Source organism: Paenibacillus sp. FSL H3-0321 (genome assembly GCF_038002865.1).
GTDB lineage: Bacteria > Bacillota > Bacilli > Paenibacillales > Paenibacillaceae > Paenibacillus_AQ.
The window spans coordinates 3,976,251-3,994,588 of record NZ_JBBODH010000001.1 but is presented as its reverse complement, the minus strand read 5'-3'; the positions used below and the strand labels follow the sequence as shown (position 1 = coordinate 3,994,588).

The 18,338-nt window shown below is 43.9% G+C and carries 18 protein-coding genes; 12 read left to right on the top strand and 6 right to left on the bottom strand.

The features are described 5' to 3' along the window. Nucleotides 1–28: 28 nt before the first annotated feature. The 11 genes from MHI45_RS17680 to MHI45_RS17630 all read left to right on the top strand — a co-directional run bounded on the left by MHI45_RS17680 (nt 29) and on the right by MHI45_RS17630 (nt 13,063). Nucleotides 29–748, top strand: coding sequence for an ABC transporter ATP-binding protein (locus MHI45_RS17680; protein WP_076113757.1), 720 nt, complete (start codon nt 29–31; stop codon nt 746–748). Then, on the top strand, nt 745–1,479 hold the full coding sequence (locus MHI45_RS17675; RefSeq protein WP_076113756.1) for an ABC transporter permease: 735 nt from the start codon (nt 745–747) through the stop codon (nt 1,477–1,479). Before MHI45_RS17680 ends, MHI45_RS17675 begins: the two co-directional genes overlap by 4 nt. A gap of 9 nt (nt 1,480–1,488) precedes the next feature. Then, entirely contained in the window at nt 1,489–2,232 is a 744-nt protein-coding gene (locus tag MHI45_RS17670) for a MerR family transcriptional regulator (protein WP_076113755.1), read from the top strand. 95 nt (nt 2,233–2,327) lie between these two features. Next, entirely contained in the window at nt 2,328–3,275 is a 948-nt protein-coding gene (locus MHI45_RS17665) for a helix-turn-helix transcriptional regulator (RefSeq protein WP_076113754.1), read from the top strand. Nucleotides 3,276–3,340: 65 nt separating this feature from the next. Beyond that, a complete protein-coding gene (locus tag MHI45_RS17660; protein WP_076113782.1) occupies nt 3,341–3,886 on the top strand; it encodes a DinB family protein in 546 nt (181 codons plus the stop codon). A gap of 189 nt (nt 3,887–4,075) precedes the next feature. Then, complete coding sequence (locus tag MHI45_RS17655; protein ID WP_076113753.1) at nt 4,076–5,809, top strand: cache domain-containing sensor histidine kinase; 1,734 nt, start codon at nt 4,076–4,078, stop codon at nt 5,807–5,809. 12 nt (nt 5,810–5,821) lie between these two features. Beyond that, a complete protein-coding gene (locus MHI45_RS17650; protein WP_076113752.1) occupies nt 5,822–7,396 on the top strand; it encodes a response regulator in 1,575 nt (524 codons plus the stop codon). Between the two features lie 150 nt (nt 7,397–7,546). Next, nucleotides 7,547–8,467, top strand: a complete 921-nt coding sequence (locus MHI45_RS17645) for an ABC transporter permease (protein WP_038598029.1) — start codon at nt 7,547–7,549, stop codon at nt 8,465–8,467. Nucleotides 8,468–8,507: 40 nt separating this feature from the next. Beyond that, complete coding sequence (locus MHI45_RS17640; RefSeq protein ID WP_076113751.1) at nt 8,508–9,389, top strand: carbohydrate ABC transporter permease; 882 nt, start codon at nt 8,508–8,510, stop codon at nt 9,387–9,389. Nucleotides 9,390–9,443: 54 nt separating this feature from the next. Further along, nucleotides 9,444–11,033, top strand: coding sequence for an ABC transporter substrate-binding protein (locus tag MHI45_RS17635; RefSeq protein WP_076113750.1), 1,590 nt, complete (start codon nt 9,444–9,446; stop codon nt 11,031–11,033). 515 nt (nt 11,034–11,548) lie between these two features. Next, the gene (locus tag MHI45_RS17630; RefSeq protein WP_076113749.1) at nt 11,549–13,063 is read left to right on the top strand and encodes a hypothetical protein; all 1,515 of its coding nucleotides are present in this window, start codon (nt 11,549–11,551) and stop codon (nt 13,061–13,063) included. On the opposite strand, the gene MHI45_RS17625 is transcribed toward MHI45_RS17630, so the two are convergent. Further along, entirely contained in the window at nt 13,052–13,270 is a 219-nt protein-coding gene (locus tag MHI45_RS17625; RefSeq protein WP_076113748.1) for a DUF6199 family natural product biosynthesis protein, read from the bottom strand. The two genes, MHI45_RS17630 and MHI45_RS17625, sit on opposite strands and share 12 nt — an antisense overlap. 96 nt (nt 13,271–13,366) lie before the next feature. On the opposite strand from MHI45_RS17625, the gene MHI45_RS17620 reads away from it, so the two are divergent. Further along, a complete protein-coding gene (locus MHI45_RS17620) occupies nt 13,367–14,152 on the top strand; it encodes an N-acetyltransferase (RefSeq protein ID WP_076113747.1) in 786 nt (261 codons plus the stop codon). Between the two features lie 120 nt (nt 14,153–14,272). On the opposite strand, the gene MHI45_RS17615 is transcribed toward MHI45_RS17620, so the two are convergent. The 5 genes from MHI45_RS17615 to MHI45_RS17595 form a co-directional block, all read right to left on the bottom strand. Then, the gene (locus MHI45_RS17615; protein ID WP_076113746.1) at nt 14,273–15,205 is read right to left on the bottom strand and encodes a hypothetical protein; all 933 of its coding nucleotides are present in this window, start codon (nt 15,203–15,205) and stop codon (nt 14,273–14,275) included. Nucleotides 15,206–15,333: 128 nt separating this feature from the next. After that, complete coding sequence (locus MHI45_RS17610) at nt 15,334–16,191, bottom strand: IS3 family transposase (RefSeq protein ID WP_256718146.1); 858 nt, start codon at nt 16,189–16,191, stop codon at nt 15,334–15,336. A gap of 11 nt (nt 16,192–16,202) precedes the next feature. Beyond that, nucleotides 16,203–16,499 (bottom strand): transposase, encoded by a 297-nt coding sequence (locus MHI45_RS17605; RefSeq protein WP_076111493.1) that lies wholly within the window; start codon nt 16,497–16,499, stop codon nt 16,203–16,205. A 61-nt stretch (nt 16,500–16,560) separates the two neighbouring features. Then, a complete protein-coding gene (locus MHI45_RS17600) occupies nt 16,561–17,793 on the bottom strand; it encodes a M56 family metallopeptidase (RefSeq protein ID WP_076114517.1) in 1,233 nt (410 codons plus the stop codon). Then, entirely contained in the window at nt 17,790–18,167 is a 378-nt protein-coding gene (locus MHI45_RS17595) for a BlaI/MecI/CopY family transcriptional regulator (protein WP_038598023.1), read from the bottom strand. Before MHI45_RS17595 ends, MHI45_RS17600 begins: the two co-directional genes overlap by 4 nt. Nucleotides 18,168–18,338 lie beyond the last annotated feature (171 nt).

Here is an 18,338-nt window from a genome sequence, read left to right as displayed (position 1 = left end):
TCCTAAGATTTATTTAGGAGGTTAGAACATGGTATTAAAGGTTGGAAATTTGACCGTTACATACGGTCAGAAAAAGGCAGTCGATCACATTAGCTTTCAAGTAAAGTCTGGGCAGGTATTTGGATTACTAGGTGCAAATGGGGCAGGGAAATCTTCAACCCTTGCTGCAGTGCTTGGTATTGAAAAGAGCACTCATGATGAGCTTGTCATCGTTGGTAAATCACCGGTACGCAATCGAAAGGAGATATTTGAACAAGTAGGGGTGCAGTTTCAAGAAACCAATTTTCAAGATAAACTAACCGTTTCCGATGCATGTGAACAGTGGCGATCACTCTATAAAAAAACGGCTAACGTACCTGCTTTACTACAATCCTTTGGGTTGGCAGATAAGGAAAAGCAACTTGTTAAATTACTTTCTGGTGGGGAGCGTCAGCGACTGGCCGTACTTCTTGCCCTAATTCCCGAACCGAAACTTGTGTTTTTAGATGAACTGACAACAGGGCTTGATACAAAGGCACGCCGTATGCTGTGGAAGCAGCTCGTAACAATGAAAGAAAATGGTTTGGCGATTGTTTTAACATCACATTACATGGATGAGGTTGAAGCGTTATGTGATGAGATATTAATTCTGCGCGAGGGTCAAACCGTCTTTTATGGAACAATTCAGGAAGCGTTAGTCGCTAGCGGGAAAACAACGTTTGAAGACGCATATTTACATTTTGCCGGAGAGGAGGAATACTGGGGATGAGTACAATGTTTGCACTCTTAAAAATAGAAGGTAAGCTGGTATGGAGAGGTATTGATATTTTAATTTTCGGTATATGTTTTCCGATCATTTTGGCGACCTTGTTTGGTTACGTGCTTAGTAAAGATGCATCGGCAGGTTCATCTAATTTTGAATTATCCTACGCAGCCGTTATAACTATTGGTGTGCTTGCAACAGGTGTAATGGGTCTACCATTAACCATTGCTGATTATCGACATCGGGGTATTCTGAAACGGTTCCAAGTGACGCCGGTATCACCTTTACAGATTTTATTCGCCCAAGCTATAATTCAGCTTTCCTCTGCTCTTGTTTCATTTATTGGTGTTACTCTCGTATATTATTTATTTTTTGATTATCAAATAGTAGGCTCCTGGCTTATATTTTTGAGCGTATATGCTTTTGTTATTTTTGCCATGTACAGTATTGGCACTTTTATTGGCAGTGTCGTACCTGATCAAAAGGCAGCGAATATGTGGAGTTCTATCGCTTACTTTACGATGTTATTATTCTCAGGTGCGACAATTCCATATGAAGTGATGCCACGCTTCGTTCAATGGATAATGGATATATTACCCTTGTCACATGGAATCCATTTATTAAAGCTGGTAAGTACAGGTAGAGAAACAGAGGGGATGACAGTGCCGTTTTTGATGTTAGGCATTGTTACTGTGATCAGCTTGATTGGAGCATTCAAATTTTTTAAGTGGAAGTAGGGCTGAGGGATGTACCAAACCAAAGAAATCGCAGCCTTTGTTGGGGTACATCCCAACACTGTACGGATTTATGAAGAATGGAGATATATCTCAGCTGTTCCGAGAGGTGACAATGGCTACCGCATTTATTCCGAAGTGCATTTATTTCAACTGAAAATAGCTAGAATCGCTTTTCGTTGTGAAATTGTTCAAGGACTCATTCGGGCAAAGGCTAGAGTCATTGTTGAAGCTAGCGGCAAAGAGGATTTCAATCAAGCACTAGAACATACGCAAGCATATCTGTCCCATCTAGAAAAAGAATATGATCGAGCGCTAGAAGCTATTGAACTTTCGGAGCAGCTGATGTGTGGAAAAACATCCACATCTATTGGAACCTATACACGAAAAGAGGCAGCTCAAGTTCTGGACCTCTCACCTGAAGTTGTCCGAAATTGGGAACGCAATGGATTAATAACAGTCCCTAGACTTTCAAACGGAGCTCGTGCATATACAGAAAATGAAATAAACCAATTGAAAATTATTCGTACTTTAAGGACAGCGCATTATTCGATAAGTGCAATCCTTCGGTTGATGAATCAAGCAGGAGGAATTAGGGGAATTAATCTTAATATCAAGAAAGTGCTCGACACACCTGAAGATCATGAAGACATTATTTCAGTGACAGATCGCTTAACCTATTCATTGGAACAAGCCATGGAGTCTGCAAAGGAGCTTATATTGTTACTAAGGGCAAAGCTGTATTTAGGGATATAACAATTCAGCTTTGAGGCTAGAAGTACATTTACAAAGCCACGCTTCAGCCAAAGCGGAGAATCGTATCATAAACAGCCGGGAAAGGGTGCAGCCGCATGAACAAAACGGATCGTTTGTTAGCCATAGTGCTTGAGCTGCAGCGTAATAAGGTGCTGCGGGCCGAGGATTTGGCCGCTACCTTTGAAACAAGCGTGAGAACCATTTATAGGGATATTCAAGCTTTAAGTGAAGCTGGTGTATCCATGATAGGGGCGCCAGGACAGGGATACTCCTTAATGGAGGGGTATTTCCTGCCGCCAGTCAGCTTTACGGTAGAAGAAGCTGTGACGTTACTCATCGGAACGGATTTTATCGAGCAGTGGTTTGATGTCCACTATGGCCGTAAGTCTCGTACTTCCAGAGGAAAGATTGAGGCCATCCTCCCGGAACCGGTCCGCAGTGAGGCTGCCCGGATACGTAAGAGCATTCGGTTGCGTACGTCCGCTGAAGATGTATCACGAATACAAGAGAAGGCATACCTGGAAGCGATTCGTCAGGCGATCCTGGAGGAACGAAAAATAAGCTTCCACTATTCCAAAAAAATCGCCGAAGCCGATGGAAACCGTCAAAGCGTTCGTACGGTTGCTCCTTATGGGCTTGTGCTCCTTCATGGGGCATGGGTACTCATCGCATGGTGTGAATTGCGTCAAGACATCCGTCATTTCCGGTTGTCCCGGATGACGGAGCTTATTGAACTGGAAGCTGGATTCAAGCTTCCAGCAGATTTTAATTTGGAGGCATACCGGCCTCCAGATGACCGCAACATCCGTGTGCGCATCCGGGTCCAGCCTGACATTGCCGATAAGGTAAGGGAGTCGAACAACTTCTATATAGATACGATAGAGGATCAACCGGAAGGCTTGCTGGTAACCTTTCGTGTTAGGCAGGCGGAGGAATTGCTGCAATCCGTGCTCGGCTGGGGAGCCGGAGTGGTTGTACTGGAGCCGGAATCCTTCCGGAATCGGGTTAGAGACGAACTGGAGAACATGTTGAAACGCTACTGACATAAGGGTGTCAGTAGCGTTTTTGTATACTTAGAACAAAAGATGATTAAAGGAGCTAATACATGATGGTTACAACCAAGGAAGCCTTACAACGTTTTGAGGAAACTGTGGCACATTATATTGATGAACTGGATCCATTCAGTATGGAGCAGCTGAAGCAAAAACCAAGCGACAATGAGTGGTCTATCGGACAGATGGTTCAACATCTTATTAACTCGGCGCTGTATATGCAGCTTCGCAATGTAGATCAATGCCTTGTGCCAAGCGAAGATTCCCTGATATCTCAAGCGGGAAAAACCGAAGCAGGTGAGGCAATATTCGCTCAAGGAAGTTTCCCGCCGATTCGTGTTCAGGTTCCGCCTTCTCCCCAATATACGCCGCAGCAGCCGGAAAGCAAAGAGCAGCTAATTCAAGGGCTGCACACGGTCAACCAGAGAATGAAGGAGATTGAACCGACCCTAGAGCAAGCGTCCAAACAAAATACAGTGCCCCATCCGCGATTCGGTGGACTGTGCGCAGAGGAATGGTTTCTGCTTGTTGAAATGCACTACCGTCATCATCTTCTGCAGCTGGACCGCTTAAAACAAGGTTTGGTTCATGTTCATGAATGAACAAGCCAACAACGCCTCTTCTGAATAGGTAGAAAGGTATGGAGTTGAAGCTCGCACAGCTGCTGCGGGCTTTTATTGTGCGAAAAAGATCGAATTTCCAAATGCATTCTATAGTAACCGCTTTCATTTCATTGTAGAATAGATAAAAATGAAGGTATTCCATTGACACGGTTACAAGGGAGCATGCCCATGGAGAGGTTCTGGTTCAGGAAAAAGTATATTCCGTTCACCTACAAGATGATGATTCCGTATCTCATTCTTGTATTGCTGACAGATATACTGGTCGGCTATATCGCATATACGATGCTCATTCAATCCAGGACAGAGATGGCGGAAACGAATATCAGGACCGCTCTGAAGCAGACAAGGAACAACATCGAATACCAGACGGATGAAATCAAACGAATGAGCAATTCGCTGTTTCTCAATTTCAACTTTCAGAATGCTCTTCAGTTTAGGGGGGAGCCTTTGGATAACATGCTTAAGATGAGAGACGACATCGTTCCTTATATGAAGGCCCCTCTGCAATTGTACGGGAACAAGCTGAGACTTGCGCTCTATACCGTGAATGAGACGATGCTTGAAATTACCGGTGACGATATGTCGATGCCGATTGGTAGAAGCGATTATTATGTTCTTCCTTACCGGACGATCGAAAATACGGAGTGGTTTCAGTCGATCGTCACGGATAGCAAAGACAGCCTGTGGCTTCAGGCAGACACCGATCGCGAGCTGGGCAACATTTCGTATGTCCGCAAGCTCGTTTCTTCAAATGGTCCGGCCATTATCGGTTATATTCGTGTCACGGCGAGAATTGACGAGCTTTTTGGCAATTTCGATACCTTTCCGATTGAACAGGGGCTTGACCTTCGTTTAATGGATAGGACACAAGGATCAACTATATATGAACAGGGTATTGTAGATGAACATGCGAAGCAAGACTCTTATTTGATTATTAGCGAAGATGTTCCGATACCGGGATATGCCATCGAGGCAAGGGTACCGCACACTTATTTGAACAAAGACGCCAGCAGAATGCAGAAGGTGATTGGCACTGTCTGTTCCATCAGCTTTTTGGTTATGGCTGTTATCGGCTTCCTGGTTGCCCGAATCTCCGGCAAAAAAATTAAACGGATCGTATATTTGGTCCAGTCGTTTCAGGAAGGGAATTTTTACAAAAGAATCGGGTTTTCAGGAAATGATGAATTTGTCTACATTGCCAATAGCTTTAATCAAATGGCCACGAGCATCCAGGAACTGATCCGCGACGTCTACGAGCAGGGCATCCAGAAAAAACAAGCTGAGCTGGATGTGCTGCAAGCCCAAATCAGTCCGCATTTTTTGTACAATACACTGTCGACGATTGGCAGTTTGGCCAATTTGGGGGAAGTTGAGAAGGTTACAAGGATGGTACAAGGCCTTTCCAAATTTTATCGGCTCACCTTAAACGAAGGGCATGTGTATATCTCTCTGGAAAAGGAGTTGGAGCAGGTAAGGACCTATCTTGAAATCCAGAGAGTAAAGTATGCGGATGCCTTCAAGGTATATTATGATATCGATCCGGAAATTTTACAGATTCCCATTATTAAGCTGATTTTACAGCCGTTTGTCGAGAATATATTCAAGCACGCCTGGTTCGGTGAGACGATTGCGATCCGTATTACCGGAAAGCGGCTTGGCGACCGGATTGAACTTAAGGTCATTGATAACGGGATCGGTATGCGGCCGGATACCCTTAGAACAATGCGGTCGAACCCGCTTCATTCTGACAGCTATGGTCTGAGAAACGTGGAAGAACGAATTAAACTGAGATACGGCAATGATTTCGGCATTCAGATTGGCAGCCATTTTGGGGCGGGAACGACAGTTCAAATTATTTTACCGGTGGATAATGCGGAAATCCGGGAAGATTTGGGGGAGTAGGGGGATATGGCGATGGAGATTAACGTTCTGCTGGTGGATGACGAAGTGGTTGATTTGGAATGGCTCAGACGGCGTGTGGCGGGCAATGAGCATTTGCCTTTGCATAATGTTAGAACGGCCGCGAGCGGGTTTGCCGCTCTCAAAATGATGGAGCAGTATCCTGTTGACATCATTCTCTCCGATATCCGTATGCCCATCATGTCAGGAATGGAATTTGCGCGGAAAGCGAAGGAGATCAACCCCGAGGTCCATATTGTTTTTATTAGCGGGCATCAGGATTTCAGCTATGCCAAAGAAGCGATTCAATTGAGCGCATCCGGTTATTTGCTTAAGCCCGTCGATGACGACGAGCTAAACCATATGCTGAGCGGACTCTGCGCCAAGATTGAGAAAGAGCGGAAGCAGCATACTTCCTTGTCGGAGACACTGACGCTTGTGAATCAGGAACTGCTGCTGCGCTGGTTTAACGAGGCCACTCCGGGTCAGGTCGAGACGCATATTCAGAGTTTTCTTGTGCCCTATTTACAAGATGCGTCCGCGGTAGCCATCGTTGAGATCGACGACATGGCGTGGAAAATAGAGTCATGGACTGAAGAGAAGCGGAGTGTATGGAGCAGCAGCGCTAATCATTTCATCCGGAAGTTCGCTCACGATCAAAATTTAGGCATGGTCATCACCACCTATGACTATCACTTTGTGATCTTGGCTGCAGTTCAGGAACAATATTTCACCGCTTTGATGGAAGAGCTGATTCGGGCGTTTTATCAGGAATTTTCCTTTTCCATTACTATCGGCCGGGGGATGTACACAACCGAACTCGACAAGCTGCATAAGTCCTACCGGCAGGCTCAGGCCGCTTTAAGCATCAAATGGATTGTCGGGAAAAACAGGCTCATCCAAGACGCCTCCGAGTGGCACCCAAAGGAAAAGATCGCTGCGGATGTAGAGGTTATTGTTGACCGGATGCTTAAGGCTATGCTCGACTACGACCTTACAACCATTGACGATTGCTTGCTGCAGCTGTTTGCCGGAGACAGCCCGATCTCCCAGAAAAACGACATTTACGACATCATCATTCGGATTACCTCCAAGCTTCATGCCGATCTGCGGCAAATGGATGAGCATTTGTACGAGATTTTGAATTGGGATTCCCATCATCCTTTTGTGCTCTTTCAGTTCGAAACGGTGCATGATATCCTTTCGTGGCTGAGAAGAAGGTTCTTTGAACTGTCGGAGCTGCTGTATTTGAAGCGGCAAAGACAAAAGCGGAAGCTAATTGATGAAATTACGGAATATGTGAAAGGAAGATTGGAGCAAAAAGTAACGCTGAACGAAGTTGCCGCTCATTTCGATTTTACGCCCAACTATCTGGGTCATCTGTTTAAAGTCGAAACCAACAGTCTATTCAGCGATTTCCTGGGTGAATTGCGAATGAAGCGGGTATGCGAGCTGCTGGGAGATCCGACTAAGAAAATATATGAAATTGCGGAGCAAGCCGGATATAAAAATATTATTTATTTCAATAGGCAGTTCAAGCAGTACATGGGCATGTCGCCCGGCGAGTACCGGAAGAGAAACAAAATTTGAATCTATTCGTGAGGCTCTTGTTCCGGACGGGACAGGGGCTTATTTTTTGTCGAATCGTTGAATTAGTATTAGGTTTAGTTGTTTCGCTGAATTATGTCACCGCACCCGCCCTATTATAATCAGAGATATAGAGAAGAGAGGGGTGCAAAGATGAAAGGGCATACATTTTGGAGTGATTTGAAAAACTATAGGGTTCTCTTATTGATGCTGGCACCAGCGGTTGCATTTTTTCTCCTGTTTGCCTATATCCCGATGGCAGGCATCATTATTGCCTTCAAGCATTATGATTACGCCGGCGGTATTTTTGGGAGTGCCTGGAACGGACTCGACAACTTCCGCTTTTTCTTTGAATCGGGAGATGCCTGGCGGGTCACACGAAATACAGCATTGTATAACATTGCGTTTATTATCGTGAACAACTCGTTGCAAATATTTGCAGCAATCATGTTGTTTGAGGTCGGCGGCAAATGGTTCCGGAAAATTACACAATCGGCGCTGTTTCTTCCTTACTTTATTTCATGGGTCGTTGTCGGGGCGATTGCCTATAACCTGCTCAACTATGATATCGGCACTGTGAATGCTCTGCTTAGAGGCTTAGGACTGGAGCCTGTCGATATTTACAATACACCTTCCTATTGGCCGTATATCCTGGTTCTCGTTTCCGCCTGGAAAGGTCTTGGATACGGAACGGTGATGTACCTGGCCGCGATTACGGGCATAGATACCGAGATGTACGAAGCGGCTGAAATCGATGGTGCCAACATTTTTCAGCGGATCATGAAAGTGACGATTCCCAATCTTTATCCGACGATTATTATTCTGGTGCTGCTGGCGGTCGGGAATATCTTCCGCGGTGACTTCGGGATGTTCTATAACATGATCGGCAACAACGGTTTGTTGTTCTCTTCGACAGATGTTATCGACACTTTCGTTTTCAGATCGCTGATTACTTCGAATGACATCGGCATGTCGGCTGCGGCTGGCGTTTTCCAATCCGTTCTTGGATTTGTGACGATCATGACCGTGAACTTTGCTGTCCGTAAATACGACAAAGACCGCGCCCTGTTCTAAGCGCATAAGGAGTTTAGTTTTTCAAAATGGAGGTAACGATATGAAGCAGCTTGATCGTAAAATATTCTCAGGTATTGGTTATGTATCCCTGATTTTTCTCGCGATTCTATGTATTCTTCCCTTTGTGCTTGTCGTATCGTCATCCTTTACGGAAGAAAATAAAATCATAACGGAAGGCTATCAATTTATACCGACTGCATTTTCTACGGAAGCCTACAGCATTTTGTTTAAGTATCCCGAGCAAATGATTCAGGCCTACTTGGTAACGATAGGGGTTACGATAATAGGCACGCTGTTGGGCTTGTTTCTGACCTCGATGACCGCTTATGCGCTGTCCAGAAAAGATTTCAAGTGGCGCAACAAATTTTCCTTCTTCTTTTTCTTTACAACTTTGTTTAGTGGCGGGCTGGTCCCATGGTATCTGCTTATGGTCAACTACCTGGATATGAAGGATACTCTGGCGGCCTTAGTGATTCCAATGATGCTCAACGTCTTCTATATCATTGTCATGAAGTCTTTTATGGGCAGCATTCCGGAAGCGATTGTAGAATCGGCCAAAATTGACGGCGCAGGCGACTTCAAGATCTATGCTCGTCTAATCCTGCCGCTCTCAAAACCGGCGCTTGCTACAATCGGATTGTTCCTTGCACTTGCCTATTGGAACGACTGGTACAATGCGCTGCTATTTATATCCAATGAAAACCTGATGCCGCTCCAATATTATTTATATAAAATGCTTGGCAATATGGATGGCATGCGAAAAGCTATGATGGGTGCGGGAGCCGTCGTTACCACTTCGATTCCGACCGAAGGCTTGAAGATGGCGATGACGGTCGTAGCAACCGGTCCAATTCTGCTAGCTTATCCGTTCGTACAGAAGTACTTCGTCCAAGGCTTGACGATTGGTGCTGTGAAAGGGTGAACCCGGGGAAATCCGGTTAATCAATATATTTAAACATGAGGGGGAAGGTTTGAAATGCTGAAGAAAAATAGATTGATCATGTTGGCGCTCGTTTTAACCTTCGTAATGATTTTGAGTGCATGCGGCGGCGGAAAGAACAATGCCAATGCACCTGCTCAGGCTACTAACAATGCATCAGAGTCAGCAGAGCCAGGAAGCGATACGACAGGCAGCTCAGACACCTCAGGCGCCATTGATACCTCCAAAGAAGTGAAGCTGAAAATGATTTTTGTAGGTCCCAAACCTGTAGACTATGATATCGTTTTTGCTGAGATTAATAAAAAGCTGAAAGAAAAAATCAATGCCACGGTCGAAGGTGAATTCCTGGACTGGTCTGACTGGGCGCAAAAGTATCCACTGAAGCTGGCGGCAGATGAAGATTTTGACCTCATCTATTCAGCAAACTGGGCCGGCTACAATGATCAGGCGCTGAAAGGCGGCTTCCTGGAATTGACTGATGAGCTGCTTACCAAATATATGCCGCAAACGATGGCTGCCATGTCTGATGTGAGCTGGGATCAGGCGAAAGTAAACGGAAAACTGTACATGGTTCCGCAAAACAGAGGGGAGTCGGTCGAAAAGCTGATTTTGTATCGTGAAGATTTGCGTAAGAAACATAATCTTCCAGAAATCAACAGCCCGGAAACCTATGCTACTTATTTGAAAGCGATAGCACAAAACGAGAAGGGCGTATCGCCTTTCACTCCGGAAACAGGGGACTGGAAATTTCACAATTTGGACCGCGTCTTGCTGAAACAGCAAAATGAATGGAATATGTTTGATCTCGACCTTCCGTTTGCCTTTAAATTGACGGATGAAAAAGGGCAAATCTTTAACGTATATGAAACGCAAGAGTTCAAAGATCTGCTCGTGTATTACAAGGATCTTGCCGATAACAATGCATGGTCGAAGAACGTTCTGAACAGCAAAAACGATCATCAGGCGGATTTTAAAGCAGGCAAAACGGCATCAATTACACACAACAACGGAACGCTTGGAGCCCTCATGGCTTTAATGCGCCAAGAAAATTCTCCTTATGAAGTGGCACTGGCCGACATCAACCAAGGCAAGAAAAAATCGGTAGCTATTTCTACACAAAACGGTACGTCGGTCCATGCAACTTCCGAGAATCCGGAACGTTCCCTGATGTTAATCGATCTGATGCAAAATGATAAAGAACTGCATGATCTGATGATGTACGGCGTAAGCGGTGTACACTATGAAGCGGTGGGCGACGACAAATATAAAGCAACCGATAAAAATGCGAACTTTACCGGCTTCTCGAACTGGAGCTTCAACTCGCCGCTCAACCGTGACAATGAAGCCTTCCCGCAAGAAATTTCCGATCTGGTGAATGGCTGGGAAGCAAAGGACGTCTATCATTATCCGCTTGAAACGTTTGTATTCGACAACAGCAAAGTGAAAACGCAAATCGCCAACATAGGCAATGTGATGCTCCGCTATGCGGTTCCGCTTGAGTACGGCGTAATTGATGATATCGACAAAGGCCTTGCAGAGCTGAACAAGCAACTGAAATCGGCTGGCATTGATAAAATCCAAGCTGAACTGCAAGCTCAAATTGATGCTTTCTTGGCAAACAAGTAAACAGCTCTAATGAGCAAAACCTCCGCCCCAAAGGGAGGTCACTGAAAAAGTCCATTAAGATCTCAAAAAGACATTCTCCTCATTTTTCTAAGGAGAATGTCTTTTTTTTCGAAAGATAAGAATTTATATGTTTCACGCTATAAATTATCCTTCTATTTCTCGCTGAAACGGATACCGTCCTTTTGAGGACGGCGAAGCCGTTTCCACTTGGTATAATTAAAGTATCAAACCAAAGGCTGGTGGTATCCATGCTCCCTGAGCAGCCTGATCATTAAAATAGCACTTTCCTTAATCCCTTCATTCGCAGCAGCTTTTTACTAGTATTTTATTCCCATATGGTCATATAAATGGTATGCTATTGTAAAGTTGTGCAAACGATTTCCTGAATTGAGTAGGGGGAACTGTATGATGAAGATTTAGATATTATAATCTTTGAAACCGTTGAAGATTTGTGTAACTGTGTTTTTAATTAACAGAAGTGGCTCATTATTCTAATCAGATTGGAGATTATGAGTATGACTTTAATTTTACCTTTTATTCATCCAAACAAAGATAATTATTTACTTGATCAGGTGAATTGTCTAGAAAAAACGTTATTAATTGTTGCAGAGGGGAAAAGGAGTTACTTTTCAAACTATTATCTAATTCTTCAGAAATGTTTTGAGTTATATCATAGTTCGAATTTAAAAATTGATTTTAACCAGTTTTGTAAGAACACTGAAGAAGTTATGAGTCTTTTAGGTCTAAAGTTACATTATTTCCCCCTGTGCAAAGATATACATACGATTATTAGGGAACAAATAACTCTCCAAAGACCAGTTCTAGTCTTCGGCAACTTGAAAACGCTCTATTACAGTCATCATTATAATGTATCTGATTGGATGCATTTATTTTTAATTAAAGGGTACAATGCCACAACAGGGGTTTATTATATTATGGACAGTGCACAAAAGAAAAATGAAGGTTATAAATATGATGAATTTGTTATCACTACGGAAATGTTAGAAAGTTTGGCGACATCCTCTCATGAAACATATAATACAGAATGCTTTTTTTCAATTGAAAGCTTACATATAGAACCCCTGGAATCAGAATTACTTATTACCTGTATAAACGAGATCCTAAATGCACCGATAAATAATGAGATTATAGCAATGGAACAGCACCAAGAGAACAACAGCGGAATAACTACTGAATACATTGGCACCAAGTTATTAGGAATGGTTAAATCAAAGGAAGTCCTTAACGCAGAATTAGTGATACAATTTAAGCGTTTTTCAGTAAATAGTACCTTAATAGAAAAAATAGAGGAGACATCGGCACAACTTATTAGAGAATGGAAAACAGTTATTTCGGTTTATTTAAAAAGCTTAATTACAGAAAACCGATCCTTTAGTGTACAAGTGAACTCAGAAAAAGCAATAATACTAGAGAATTCCTTGAAAACTTATTTAAAAGAAGTTTTAATTATGCTTTATTCATTACGGGGAATACAACAGAATGAAATGCCTGAAATGAAATGGAACGCAGAAAATAATGAAGAAGGTATTATACAGTCTGACGAAGATATTATTAAGTTTTGCATTCAAACTGATAAAGAATATGATTACAATAATTCTCCTAAATTTATGTATCATATAAAGCCTAATCAAAATTTTATATATAATGTACAGATTTCTATTGCACAAGAACCTAAAGTGTCTGCATATCAAGCGGGTATTATCTTTAGAACAAAACTTGGTGAGACATATATTTGGGGTATTTTTAACAATGAAAAAGTTGTTTTATCCAAATCTATTGATCCGATATTTAGTTATAATGTAGCTCGGAATGTTGAGATATTACAAGTGAGACTTGAGAATAATGGAGATTATGTATTTTCTGTTGCTGATCAAGATACATCCATTGTAGAAGTTTACAGAACAAATATGCTTTCCGATTTAAGTGCGATTGGAATTGGATTCAGGAATTGGTATTCTGTAAATTCGTTGCAACTAGACTTGAAATCACATATTGAATTAATAGAGTAACTGACGACATTCATTCGCCAAGCTGCGAATGAATGTCGTCTTTTTCTGATGTTCTTGCTTTCCGCCAATCCGATATAACAACAAGGAAAAGCTACTTGGCTCTGTCTCTCCTTCATAACGCCACCAGTTTGACAAATACCAAGAAGCTCTCGGACTAATTAGAGATATGATTCCAATGACCGTGAAAACAACAATAAAAATCCACATTCTATATCCTCCTTTATAATTATAACGATACTCGCCAGTGATAAGGAGCCCGATTTGATGCTATGATTAATGAAGGTCTATCTCTAGTACGGAAGGATGATTCAATTGCTTTTTAAAAAGTGCCTGATAAACGAGGTACAGCATCTCATTCAAGATTATATCCATACATTGTCATCGCCATTTGATTCCTTCTTGGAGGAACATATTCTAACATCAACTTTTTATGTGATCCTTGATGAATTAAATGAAGTCGGCTATTATGCGATCCATCAGGATCAGTTACTAACTCAATTTTACATCCAGCCATCGTATCTAAGGCATGCCCAAGAGCTTTTTAGACAAGTGATTGAGAATCATGACGTGAAGTCTCTATTTGTACCGACCTGTGATGAGCTATTTGTAAGCTTAGCTTTAGATAAAGACCTTCACATCACCAAGCAAGCTTATTTTTTTCAAGATAGTCATTTAAATATACCGGAGAATAATTCACTAAAAGACGACATAGTTGTTCCCGCAACATTAGATGATCTCTTACCCATACAACAGATGTGCGGGGATTTTCTTGATCATTATGAAAAAAGGATTGCGAATGGAGAACTCTTCTCGTACTATCGGGGTTCTGTCTTGCTTGGAATAGGAGTTCTTGAAAAGAGTAAAATGTTTAATGGATTGGCGAGTATAGGCATGTTTACGAATGAGGCGTATCGCAAGCAGGGAATTGGGAGGACCATTATTCTCAATTTGAAAAAATGGTGTTATAACCACGAATTAACGCCGATTTGTGGATGCTGGTATTATAACGAGGCGTCAAAATGGACGCTAGAAAGTGCGGGGATGATTACAAAAACCCGACTGTTAAACATTAAAGTAAAATGCACTTGATGTAACGTGCTACTATCTAGCAAAGGGCCATTCCGCAAGGGATGGCCCTAAAACTTGTCGCTTAGGCTAGCGCGGTGAAGCGTATCATTTGTAGGCCGAGTTCTTCTTTGCCCCACAGAACTAGTGAACAGGAGCGAGAACTAAAGCCTTCAGATTTAGTTCCTGGTCTTTATCCATACCCAGGAAGTTGGCAGCATAGTAAAGACCGTTCTGCTCCCAGAAGTAATAAGTTTGAGTTTTTATCTTTGTTTTGTCTGAGCCGCTGCCAGCATAGAAAGGGCCAGAGTAAACGTGAGCGTTATCAGCATAAGCTGAAATTTCGATGCCGTTAATCTCCAGTTTCCGAATGAACGAGAGCTTGGACGCATTGAACAGTGGAGCTTTGCTCTGATAAAGCGAAAGTACATCGTTCATATCATAGATTTTGGAATCGTAAGGTGCCCGATAGTCATTCCACAGGGCATCCGAGGTCTGTTTGAACGAGAACCCTGTATTCTGGTCTCCAGCTTTCAGCAATATCGAGTCGGCCAGCGTAAGCTGGGTGTCAGGCAAGCCGAACGGGAACTTCACGTTAAAGCCGAGAATATTCTTCGCTTCGAGCAAATCTTTTTCGTCGTATAGAGGAAAAGAATTTCCCTCCCCATCGTAGCGGACATGCTGGGTCTGCTGCGGGGAAACAAAGGATTGCACGATTTTCGATAGCTCCTCTTGTGTGAACTGGCTATCGAAATTGACCGCATATTCTATATCCTTGTCTTGCCAGATGTAGCTTATGCCCGTCCCCGGCTTACGCCCGTTGACTCGTTTTGCCGTGAATAGAGTGCCTTGGATATTGCCCATCTCAACCACATCCTGCCGGTAAGAAGGAGAGGTTGTAGCCTCTTGGGAATATGGAGCGCCCCACAATAAATTGTGCTCCAGCATATTACCCTTGCCTTTGGAGGCGCGCATCTCGAACTGCTTCTCGTCTTCTTGTCCGAAATGGGATACATAAGTAATGGTTACTGTATCAATTAGGTCAACTTTGTTCGCTTTGGAGAATAGCTTACTCAATTCCACATTCTCAAGCTGGTAACCTTTGGGCAGATAGTCAGGTACTTTAAAGTCGAATTTGGAAAAAACGATCGCCCGGTCTAGACGGTTTGGACCTCCGTCAAGAAAGTGGACACTAAAAAATGAAATTAGGCTGCTTTTCGTTTGAATCTAGCTGCAAACTGAACCGGCGATACGTAGCCCAGAGCACCATGGATTCGCTTGCGGTTATAAAAAAATTCAATGTACTGGTAGATGCCATCATAGGCTTGTTTCTTCGTTTTGAATCGGGTACAGTACACAAACTCTTTTTTCAATAGGCTGTGAAAAGATTCAATGCAAGCATTGTCGTAGCAGTTGCCTTTGCGGCTCATGCTGGCCTTCATGCGGTATTTCACCAAACGTTTACGGTAGTCGGCTGAGGCATACTGTGAGCCTCGATCCGAATGGTGAATGAGACCTTTCTTTGGGCGTTTGGCCTTGTAGGCGTCTTCTAGAGCGCTCATTACCAGATCTGTGGTCATCCGGTCGTCCAGCCGCCAGCCTACGATTTCCCGGGTGCATAGGTCAAGCACGCTGGCGAGGTACATCCGTCCTTCCCGGCAGGGAATGTAAGTGATATCCGCGACCCATGTTTGATTTGGTTTTTCGGTGAAGAATTGTTGGTTTAGCAGATTAGGTGCAACCGGTAAGGTGTGGTTGGAGTCGGTCGTGTTTACGCGGAATTTCTTTGCTACACAGGAGCGCAAGCCCAGCTCTCTCATGTATTTCCCTACGGTACGCTCACTGATCTTGTGGCCTTCGCGCTGGAGAAGAATCGTGATTTTAGGACTGCCGTAGCAGCCTCCTGTATCGTTAAATTGATAGGTGATTCGCTGAAGAAGCAACGCCTTTCGGGTCGCTTGTGGGCTTGGTTTTGCCGTTCTCCATTTGTAATAGCCGCTCCGCGATACCTCAAGGACACTGCACATCTTCTCCACACGAAACCGGGAGCGATGATCTTCGATGAACTGAAATCTCAGTTCTTTGGATTGCTGAAGATGTGCACTGCTTTTTTTACGATGGCCATTTCCTCCGCCATATCGGCTAGTTGCTGTTCTTTTTCCCGCAACTGTCGTTCCAGTTCTCGTACCCTCTCGGCGCTGGCCACGGGCTCGTCTGGGAACTGCCGGAACTTGCCCAGCCATTGATGCAGGGTTTTAGCGGGGATGTCCAGCTCGTGGGCCAGTTCCGCCACCGTCTTGGTCTGCTCCTGGATGTACTTTACCGTCTGTTTTTTAAATTCATCATTGTAGCTTTTTCGTGTTCCACTCATGTGGACACCTCCTCGTTATTCTCATTATTCCTGTTCTCTTAACGAGTGTCCACTTTTAACTCTAACAGCAGTTAAACCATTTGAACGAGTCAATCGGTCTGACGATCCTGAATGAAGAAACAGTTTGCTTCTGGGAGTCTGTTGCATGGGTATTCACATCCGGCCGGGTGCCATTTGCATCTTGTGCTCCATTGGTGAGCAAGACGATGCTCAAGGCAAGAACCAAGAGAATAGCGGCGGCGGATAGCTTGTACGAACCTTTTTTGAACTTGGCGATCATCGTCACTCTCCGTTTCGTTTCATTCTGGTGCTCAAAGAAATGCGAAAGATTGACCCGCGGGGCAGAGGTTCTGGAAAATAAGCGCGATAGCATAAGAAGGGTCATACCGTATGACGAAGCTTCCTTTTCACCCAGCACCTCGAGCACGCCTGCATCGCAGGCGGCCTCCCGATCGGCATTCATTTTTTTCATGGCCAGCCAAACCAGCGGATTGTACCAATGGAGCCAGACTGCTAACGTCCACAGGGAATTGAACCATAAGTCTTTGCGTTGATAGTGGGTCAGCTCATGCAGCAGAATATGTGTGAGCTGCCTTGTATCGGCAATCGCGACGATATCTTCGGGCAAATAAATTCTGGGCTTCATTAAACCATAGAGACACGGGCTGCGAAGACTGCTCGTTTCATAGACGGGAATAGTTTGGCGGATGCCTAATTTCTCTAGGCACGCCGCGAGAACGGAGAGCACCTCCGGGTTGTCCGACTGGCGGGAGGTTCCGACCCTGCTTCTGAATTTGAGCGTGAAGAACAGGGAGTATGAAGCGAAAAAAAGGAGTCCTCCAAGCCAAACCAGCGTGCTTACTGCTAACCCGCTCAGCCCATCGCGAACTTTCTCAGAGATGTTCTCTTGAGGAGACGGCTGTGCAATAGACGAACCTTGTTCTCCCGAACGGATCGGGGCAGTGTCTGGACGCACGGTTTTTTCTCCACTATCCGTTACTGTCACCTTCGTACTGGAGTCGGATTCGGAAGAAAGCATCGGTAGGGTATTCTTTTGATCCAGACTCCATTCCACAGGCAACGCTTGCGGTATTAGATTGAATAGGCTGACAGGGCTTTGCGGAGCGAAGGGAACCAGCAGCTTAATCAAAACGATAAACCACAATGCATGCAGGGTTCTAGGGCTAAGGCGCTTGAGGAACAGCTTCCGGGTCAAGAGCAACAATAGCAGGATGACCGTTGAAGCCAGGGACGCGGCCAGGAAGAGGAGGAAAAGGGTGTCGAATGATTTCATGAGTTCTTCTTTTTCTCCAAAAGTTGTTGAAGCTCCTCAATTTCTTTCTCCGAGAGGTTCTCTTCTTCGAGAAATTTCGCGCATAACATACCGACGGCCCCTTTATAAACCCTGTCCAGGAAAGAACGATTTTCGGTTTTTAAGTATTCATCGTGTGAAACCAGCGGGTAGTAGAGATAGTTCCGGCCGGACTTCTCGAATGCAATAGCCTTTTTCTTGTGCAGCCGGTTCAGAAAGGTTTTAATCGTCTGATCCGACCACTGCATCTGCTGCGTCAGCTTGGAAATAATCTCATTAGCAGACAAAGGCTCTTTTTGCCAGAGGAGCTTCATCACTTCGCTTTCGGCCTCGGTAATGCGTGGGGACTCCTGCATTGTCTTCACCTTTTTTCAATAATTTTTGTTTACGTCTGTAAACGATAGTTATAGTTTACAAGTGTAAACGTAAGGGGTCAAGCCTAAAGCGAATAATCGGGTATTCCCATATCAAACATCTGCATATAAATGTCATACGGATTGTGCAAACTTTTGATTTTTTATTTGCTT